The 8,524-nt window shown below is 43.0% G+C and carries 8 protein-coding genes; 5 read left to right on the top strand and 3 right to left on the bottom strand.

What is annotated here, in order from left to right; translation table 11 throughout:
• The 3 genes from H6S82_RS10175 to apcD all read right to left on the bottom strand — a co-directional run.
• On the bottom strand, positions 1 to 599 hold a 599-nt coding region (locus H6S82_RS10175; protein ID WP_191056194.1), incomplete at its 3' end, for a PAS domain S-box protein.
• 577 nt (positions 600 to 1,176) lie between these two features.
• Positions 1,177 to 1,335 carry a hypothetical protein gene (locus tag H6S82_RS10170; protein WP_190463216.1) on the bottom strand — a complete coding sequence of 53 codons (159 nt, stop codon included), beginning with the start codon at positions 1,333 to 1,335 and terminating at the stop codon, positions 1,177 to 1,179.
• 166 nt (positions 1,336 to 1,501) lie between these two features.
• Positions 1,502 to 1,987: an allophycocyanin subunit alpha-B gene (gene apcD, locus H6S82_RS10165; RefSeq protein WP_190463214.1), complete on the bottom strand. Its 486-nt coding sequence runs from the start codon at positions 1,985 to 1,987 to the stop codon at positions 1,502 to 1,504.
• Positions 1,988 to 2,099: 112 nt separating this feature from the next.
• Between apcD and rlmD the strand changes: the two genes are divergently transcribed.
• The 5 genes from rlmD (at position 2,100) to H6S82_RS10140 (ending at position 8,456) form a co-directional block, all read left to right on the top strand.
• Entirely contained in the window at positions 2,100 to 3,500 is a 1,401-nt protein-coding gene (gene rlmD / locus H6S82_RS10160) for a 23S rRNA (uracil(1939)-C(5))-methyltransferase RlmD (RefSeq protein ID WP_190463256.1), read from the top strand.
• Positions 3,501 to 3,585: 85 nt separating this feature from the next.
• The gene (locus H6S82_RS10155) at positions 3,586 to 4,713 is read left to right on the top strand and encodes a formylglycine-generating enzyme family protein (protein ID WP_190463213.1); all 1,128 of its coding nucleotides are present in this window, start codon (positions 3,586 to 3,588) and stop codon (positions 4,711 to 4,713) included.
• Positions 4,714 to 4,792: 79 nt separating this feature from the next.
• On the top strand, positions 4,793 to 5,935 hold the full coding sequence (locus tag H6S82_RS10150; RefSeq protein ID WP_190463211.1) for a formylglycine-generating enzyme family protein: 1,143 nt from the start codon (positions 4,793 to 4,795) through the stop codon (positions 5,933 to 5,935).
• Between the two features lie 75 nt (positions 5,936 to 6,010).
• Positions 6,011 to 7,126: a formylglycine-generating enzyme family protein gene (locus tag H6S82_RS10145; protein WP_190463209.1), complete on the top strand. Its 1,116-nt coding sequence runs from the start codon at positions 6,011 to 6,013 to the stop codon at positions 7,124 to 7,126.
• Positions 7,127 to 7,277: 151 nt separating this feature from the next.
• A complete protein-coding gene (locus tag H6S82_RS10140) occupies positions 7,278 to 8,456 on the top strand; it encodes a WD40 repeat domain-containing protein (RefSeq protein ID WP_190463207.1) in 1,179 nt (392 codons plus the stop codon).
• Positions 8,457 to 8,524: the final 68 nt, after the last annotated feature.

Genomic DNA, 8,524 nt, shown 5'->3' with positions numbered 1-8,524 from the left:
CTGGTTGCTATGATGATTGTTAGAAATGTCCGTAATTCGTGGCAGGCCATTGAAAAAAATCGAGCTTTGATGTTATTAATTTCTTTTTCTTTTGCAAGCTCCGCCTGCATCATTTCCTCAGAATGTTTGCGCTCGCTAATATCCTGCACATATCCTTCATAACCAACTATATCGCCGCTGCTATCATAAATAATTCTTACATTTTCAGAAATCCATATTATATTGCCATCTTTACGATATACTTGAGATTCAAATTGCCATACGATATTTCGCTTTTCCAATAATTCCATCAACTCGGTATAACGATTTGGCTTGACATATAGCTGCTCTTTGATATTTGTAATGTTCGCAATAAGTTCTGTAGGTGAATCATATCCGTATATGGAAGATAGCATTTGATTTGCTAGTAAGTATTCGCCACTGCTTGTAGCTTGAAACATACCTAAGAGGGCATTTTCAAAGATATTGCGATAATTTACTTCCGTTTCCTGTAATCTTTTTTCTAATCTCTCTCTTTTGCTAGAGATGCTGGGCGCTAATTCAGGTGTATTGTCTATCCTGTCGATAGTTTGATATTGATGTTCTACATTCAAAGACATTGGCTAAAACTCTCCGTAATTTAGGACACTAATTTTTTTAGTTTAAAATTCCGACTTGAGCTGTTGCCAATTTTACAAATGGCTTCAATTTTACTTAAAAACCAGCATAAATCTAGACAAAACAGCGCTATTTCGCTCTACTAAAATAACTGTTTAGAGATTTTAGTTGGCGCAACAGGAATAAGTCTTTTGGCGATACCAGAAGAGAATAAAAAGTCTTGCAGATTTTTAAGCTTTATCTATGGTAAGCGAATTAAGCTGTGTTAGTTGTAACATTGATTACAAATAAATAAATTTTATTTTTTCCATTAAGGAAAGGATTGTTTTGAAAGTTTAATTTTTCTATGAGAAATACTTTATAAAACTACAATTTACTTTCACGATCCATTGAGAACTTTTTACCTGGAAATAGTAGGTGTTGTGATAGTAACAAAACCTGTGTTACCAATTTCTAACCAAGACAGGAAGGATTGGGCCATCTCTTGAAATTCTGGGTATTTTCAGCTTAAGTCCAGATAGGTAGATAATGCAAAATTTCGGTATAAATTTAGTGATGTAAATCACAAAATAACATGATTTAGATCGCGATCGCACCGTTGCGAAACGGCCATACTACAAAACAACTGAACTCTAGCCGAGTCATCGACAGGGAACACACGACCAGCCGACAGATCCCACAAGCAGACTGTCGGTTTTTTATTGGCAAAAGTTTATCTTCATTTAAGATTAAGACCATGAAAATTTCCCCACCGATCGTCAGTGTCCTGACAAAGAGTCAGCCAGGAAGCACCGACAAGGGTGGGGAAGGAGGCTAAAATGAAAAGGTTGAAGTCTATTGACGTCCCGAAGGCAAACTTTGGCTCAGATCAGTCAGCTTTCTGAGCGTACTCAGAAAGTGGGAATTAGGACATCCCCTGAATAATGTAATCAAAGTAAGGCGCTGCTTCGGCAGCATCTTCTTCACTCAAAAGAGCCAAAGAAGCTTTCTTCAAGCAACGGATAGCTTCCGCCATTCCGGGTACGGGGACGCCCAAAGAATTGTACATTTCCCGTGCGCCAATCAAACCGATCTTCTCGATCGGTTCTTTGTCGCCGCAGAGAATGCCATAAGTGACCAGGCGCAAGTACCAGCCATAGTCTCTCAAGCATAACGCCCGTTGGCGCTGCCCGTAGGCGTTACCGCCAGGGGCGATGAAGTCGGGACGCTTCTGCCACAGGAGTTTGCTGGCTTCTTGAACTATCTTCTTTTCATTTTCAGCTAGTGTGGCGACGATGCGTGTCCGCTGTACGCCGGTTTGAAAAAACTCTTTGATACTCTTGAGTTCGCCGGTGCTAGGATAGCGAAGCTCGTCGTCGGCTTTGAGAATAACTTGGCTAACTACGCTCATGATATTGCGATTGCGTTAACTCAGATAACATTACGTAGTTTAACGATTCTGAGTGACACAAAGAAAGAGAGGTGATGGAGATATGGGGAGAGGGGGAGATAGAAAAATGGCGATGATTCAAAATTCTGAGTCTAAAACTGAATATTCAAAATCTGATGATATCTGGCAACAAGGCAACTTGGTTGAGATCGATATTGACGATTTAACCGACTCTGGGGATGGGGTGGGGCGTTGGAGGGAACGGGTGGTGTTTGTTCCGGATACGGTGGTAGGCGATCGCATTTCAGTTCGCCTGGTGCGGGTGAAACCGGAATACGCCCACGGCAAACTTCACCAAATTATCGAACCATCTGCCCATCGCATTCGCCCTAGCTGCATTGTGGCTGATAAATGCGGCGGCTGTCAGTGGCAGCATATTGATTACCAGTATCAGCTAGAAGCGAAGCAAAATCAGGTGATTCAAGCTTTGCAGCGCATAGGCGGTATTGACAATCCACCAGTCGATCGCATTTTAGCGGGTGATTCCGATTTGGGATATCGTAACAAAGCGACATATCCTCTAGCGATATCATCAGCCACGGGACAAGTGCAAGCGGGATATTACCAAAAAGGCAGTCACCAATTGATTAACTTGAGTCAATGTCCGACGCAAGATGCGCGGTTAAATCCCCTCCTGGCAGAAGTGAAACGGGATATCCAGCAGCGGGGGTGGCAAATTTACGATGAAAGCCGTCACAAAGGGCAAATTCGGCATCTGGCGTTGCGAATTGGACGCCGTACCGGTGAAATGCTGCTAACTTTGGTAGTCAAGGATTGGAAATTACCGGGAATGAAAGCGCAGGCAGAGGAGTGGCTGAAGCGGTATCCTGAGTTGGTAGGGGTGTCACTGAATCGCAATGGCGATCGCACTAATGCTATTTTCGGAGACGAAACTCGCTGTATTGTCGGCAAACCTTACTTGCGCGAAGTGTTTGCTGATTTAGAGTACCAAATTCGCCCGGATACTTTTTTCCAAGTTTACACAGAAACTGCCGAGGCACTGTTGCAGGTTATTGAATCTGAATTGCATCTGCAAGGCGATGAGGTTTTGTTCGATGCCTATTGCGGTATCGGTACAATGACTTTGCCGTTAGCGAAACGGGTACGGGAAGCAATTGGCTTGGAAGTGCAATCGGAGGCGGTAGAACAGGCAAAGACAAATGCAGAATTGAACGGTATTAATAATGTGACGTTTCAAGTTGGCGAAGTCGAGAAGTTACTACCGCAGTTAGATGTAAAGCCGGATATTGTATTGTTAGATCCGCCCAGAAAGGGATGCGATCGGGCTGTCATCGACACTTTACTGCAAATTCAACCTCAGCGCATTGTTTACGTCAGTTGCAAACCCGCCACTCTCGCCCGCGACCTTAAATTATTGTGTCAAAACAGCGAATATCGCTTGACAAAAGTACAACCTGCCGATTTCTTTCCGCAGACGGCGCACGTTGAGGCAGCAGCTTTTTTGGTGCGTTGAATCTACCAAATTTTACATATCCCACATCTTCGCCAAGGGTTAAACGCCGTCGAGGTTGCCAAACAGCGTTGCAAGAACAAGGACAATGGCAGAAAATCGCGATCGAGCTAGAGAATACGATGCCGTGTTGGGCGGTCAAAATTCGCCACCTATTGATGCAGCTATTTTAGGAGGAATCGAAGGGGTTAAACGGCGGTTAGCTAGCCCAGACTTAGAAATGCGAGTCGCTGCACTTTCGGATGCGCTTAAATATGGAGAAACAGGCTTAGACTTGGTAATTCAGGCTTTGCAAGATGAATCCAAGCAGGTGCAATTTACAGCTTATTCTTTGCTCAAATATAGAACGGAATTAAAAGTTGAACAGCATCTAAATAATGTTTTATCTTTTTTTGAATTTGATGCGATCGAAGTTAATAAATTTGGGAAAGAAATCAGTCGCCGCCTTGAGATTGCCCGATACTTCACAGAAGATTTGGGCAATGGAGCTTTTTTGGAAATGGTATTAATTCCAAGTGGGAATTTCCGGATGGGTTCACCCGAAACCGAGAAGGAAACAAAGTACAATGAAAGCCCCCAGCATAAGGTAAAAGTTTCGAGCTTGTTTATGGGAAAATATCTCGTCACACAAGCACAGTGGAAAGCTGTTGCAGCTTTACCTCAAGTCAACATTTCACTAAATTCCGATCCATCTTGTTTTAAAGGTGCAAATCTACCAGTAGAGAGGGTAACATGGTACGAAGCAGTGGAATTTTGTGCCAGATTATCCCAAAAAACCGGGCGCAATTATCGCTTGCCCACCGAAGCCGAATGGGAATATGCTTGTCGTGCTGGAACAACAACACCCTTTTATTTTGGTCAGACAATCACTACAGAATTAGCCAATTACAACGGAGAAAAGACTTACGCCTGTGAACCCCAAGGAACTTATCGTAATAAGACAACCCCAGTTGGGAGTTTTGCGCCGAATGCTTTTGGGCTATACGATATGCACGGAAATGTCTGGGAATGGTGTGCTGATTCTTGGCATGAACATTATAGAGGTGCGCCCAGTGATGGCAGTGTTTGGGAGTCTGATTTTAGCGAATTAAGGGTACTGCGCGGTGGTTCGTGGATTCACTATCCAGCAGACAGTCGCTCTGCATTTCGTAACTGCAATTTTACCGGCGCTATGGTTTCCTACTTCGGTTTTCGCGTTGCGTGTTCTGCTGCGTGAACTGAATAGCACTTTAATATAAGTGTCTGCGATCGCATATTAATCCAAAATTCCAAATCAGCCAATTATCAAAAGCAGAATGAGAAAAAAACCTAATCAACCGAGAAAACATGATGTTGTATTTGGCGGTCAAAATCCGCCACCTATTGATGCAGCTATCTTAGGAGGAATCGAAGGGGTTAAACTACGGTTAGCTAATCCAGAGGTAGAAGTGCGAGTTGCTGCACTAAAAGAGGCCATCAATTATGGAGACGCCGGGATAGATTTGATAATTAAAGCTTTGCAAGATGAATCAGGGCAGGTAAAGTTTACCGCTTATGACTTGCTCAAAGATAGAACAGAACTAAAAGTAAAACAGCATTTAGCTAATTTCCTATTTTTCGAGTTTGATGTCATTACAGTCAATGAGTTTGGACAAGAAATTAGCCGCGATTGTTACGTTGCCGAATACTTTATTGAAGACTTAGGCAATGGCGTTTTTTTGGAAATGGTATTGATTCCAGGCGGAACTTTTATTATGGGTTCGCCGCAAAATGAGAAGGGATCTTCTATCTGTGAAATTCCCCTACATGAGGTAAAAGTTCCACCCTTTTTCATGGGCAAGTATGTTGTCACTCAAGCGCACTGGGAAGCTGTCGCGGCTTTACCTCAAATCAATTCTTTTCTCGATCCCGATCCGTCCTCTTCCAAAGGTTCTTCTCTACCAGTAGAGTGTGTTTCATGGGATGAAGCAATCGAATTTTGTGCTAGGTTATACCAAAAAACAGGACGCAACTATTGCTTACCTAGTGAAGCACAATGGGAATATGCCTGTCGTGCTGGAACAACAACACCTTTTCATTTTGGCAAGACAATTACTAGCGAACTGGCGAATTTCGGATACGGAATTTATGCCTCCGAACCCAAAGGTACTTATCCTTTTAAGACAATGCCTGTGGGGAGTTATCCCCCAAATCCTTTTGGGCTATACGATATGCACGGGAATGTTTGGGAATTTTGCGCTGACGACTGGCATGATAATTATGAGGGTGCGCCTAGCGATGGTAGCGCTTGGCAAGCTGATAACACTCCTCGCAAAGTAGTGCGGGGTGGTGGGTGGTCTATCCATCCGGGGTGTTGTCGATCGGGATTTCGCTACTGGTCCGATCGCAGCAACAAGCACAGAGGTAGAAGTTTGGAAATCAGTTTTCGGGTTGCGTGTCCTGCGGAGCGAATTAATTAGCCTCTAAACTTAATATAACTACCTGCGATCGCATATTAATCCAAAATCCCAAATCGGCTGATTATCAAAGGCAGAATGACAGAGAATACCGATCGACCCAGAGAATATGATGCCGTGTTGGGCGGTCAAAACCCGCCGCCTATTGATGCGGCTGTTTTAGGAGGATTGCAAGGCGTTAAACGACGGTTAGCAAATCCAGAAGTAGAAGTAAGAGTTGCGGCACTTTCCGATGCACTTAAATATGGAGAAGCAGGCTTAGATTTGATAATTCAAGCTTTGCAAAATGAATCAAATCAGGTAAAATCTACTGCTTATTCTTTGCTCATAAATATAAGAGGAAGAAAATTTAGACAGCAAATAGCTAATTTTTTACCCAGCTTTGAGTTTGATGCGATCGCAGTCAATAAATTGGGACAAAAAATTAGTATTGGTCGTCGGGTTGCCAGATATTTCTTAGAAGATTTAGACAATGACATTTTTTTAGAAATGGTGTTAATTCCAGGGGGAAGTTTCCTGATGGGTTCGCCGGAAACCGAGGCGGAAAGACAAAGTTATGAAAGCCCTCAACATAAGGTAAAAATTTCATCGTTTTGCATGGGCAAATATCCTGTGAAGCAAGCACAATGGAAAGCCGTTGCAGCTTTACCTCAAATCAATATTTCACTAAATCCAGATCCATCCTGTTTTAAAGGTGCAAATCTACCGGTGGAGCAGGTATTATGGGAAGAAGCAGTGGAATTTTGTGCGAGATTGTCTCAAAAAACTGGATACACTTATCGGTTACCCAGCGAAGCCGAATGGGAATATGCTTGTCGCGCTGGAACAACAACACCTTTTTATTTTGGGGAAACAATTACAAGCGAACTGGTGAATTACCACCGGGGAGAGACTGACACCTCTGAAGCCGGAACAACACCAGTCGGAATTTTTCCTCCTAACTTTTTTGGATTATACGATATGCACGGGAATGTGTTTGAATGGTGTGCTGATTCTTGGCATGACAATTATGAAGGTGCCCCCAGCGATGGTAGTTTTTGGAAATCTAACGATCCAAACAAGCTGCTGCGCGGCGGTTCTTGGGCTTACTATCCCAGAGTTTGTCGTTCGGCGTTTCGCTTCCGTAGCGATGGGAGGCAAAGGTACCCAGTTATCGGTTTTCGGGTCGTGTGTGTTGCTGCGTGGAATCAGTAGCTTTTTTTAGCTTATTTTAGTCTTTTTACCTGGCGTTTTTCGTGATTTTTATTTTTCGTAATTCTGGTATTATAAGTACGAAGATAGCAAATTTTTTGGTGCGATCGCAAATTAATTCAAAGTTCCAAATCGGCTGGTTATTAAAGGCACAATGACAGAAAATCACAATCAACCCAAAGAATATGATGTCGTACTTGGTTCTCAAGTGCAAGCAGCATCTGGCAGCGTTGTTTTAGGAGGATTGGAAGGAGTTAAAAAACGTTTGGGGAATGCCGTAGAAGCGCAACGAATTGCTGCCCTTTATGAAGCCGTGAAATATGGAGAAGCAGGGTTAAACTTAGTAATTCAGGCGTTGCGAGATGAATCGCGAAAATTACGACTAATAGCTTATTCTATATTGCAAAAAATACCAGATCCAATTATTCAAGAGACATTACAAAATTACTTATACAATTCTTTAGAATGTCTCCACATCATCAATTGGCATTCCAGTTGGGTTCATTCCCTTGCCGTTAGCCCCGATGGCCGAAATCTGGTTACTTGCGGTCAGGATAAAACGATCGCAATGGGAGATTTGCATAGGGGAAAGCAAATTTACCGTCTCGTTTATCCCGATACACCGATGTCTGTGGTAATTAGCCCAGATGGAAAAAAAGTTATCGGCGGTTATCACGACAATACAGTCAAAGTATTAGATTTCCAAACAGGGCAAGAAATTTGTACGCTTAAAGGTCATTCAAAATGGGTAACTTCTGTTGCTATTAGCCCAAACGGTAAAATAATAGTCAGCGGTTGTGGGGATGGAAATGTGAAAGTTTGGGACTGGGAAAGAGGACAAGTTATTTACACGCTAAAACATCTAGATGTGGTATACTGTGTTGCGATTAGTCCAGATGGAAAAACGGTTTTTAGTGGCAGTCGAGACTGCACGATTAAAGGGTGGCATTTAGAGACAGGAAAAGAAATCTGTACTCTCAAAGGGCATTTAGTTTCTATTCGATCGATCGCGATTAGTCCAGATGGGCAAGTGCTGGTCAGCAGTAGTGAGGATGAGACGGTAAAAGTGTGGGATTTGTCCGCAGAAAAGGAAATTTATACCATTAAACATCCTGATTGGGTATCTGCCATTGCCATTAATCCAGATGGGCAGACTTTTGTTAGCGGTTGTGGCAATCGCGATAAAATGATTAGGGTATGGAATTTGCAAACTGGGAAGGAAATTCTGACGCTGGGAGAACATACTAATACAGTCGGTTGTCTCGCTTTTAGTCCAGATGGACAAACGCTGGTTAGTAGCAGTTCGGATATTAAAGTGTGGGGGTTGCGGTAGTTGCGTTCGCGACAGCCATGCGTAGCATTATCGCATTTTTCAACTATCTTGGAAATATGGCTAGTTGT

Origin of the sequence: Planktothrix sp. FACHB-1355, from assembly GCF_014748295.1 — a bacterium.
GTDB lineage: Bacteria > Cyanobacteriota > Cyanobacteriia > Cyanobacteriales > Aerosakkonemataceae > Aerosakkonema > Aerosakkonema funiforme_A.
This window is presented reverse-complemented; position numbering and strand designations above follow the sequence as displayed.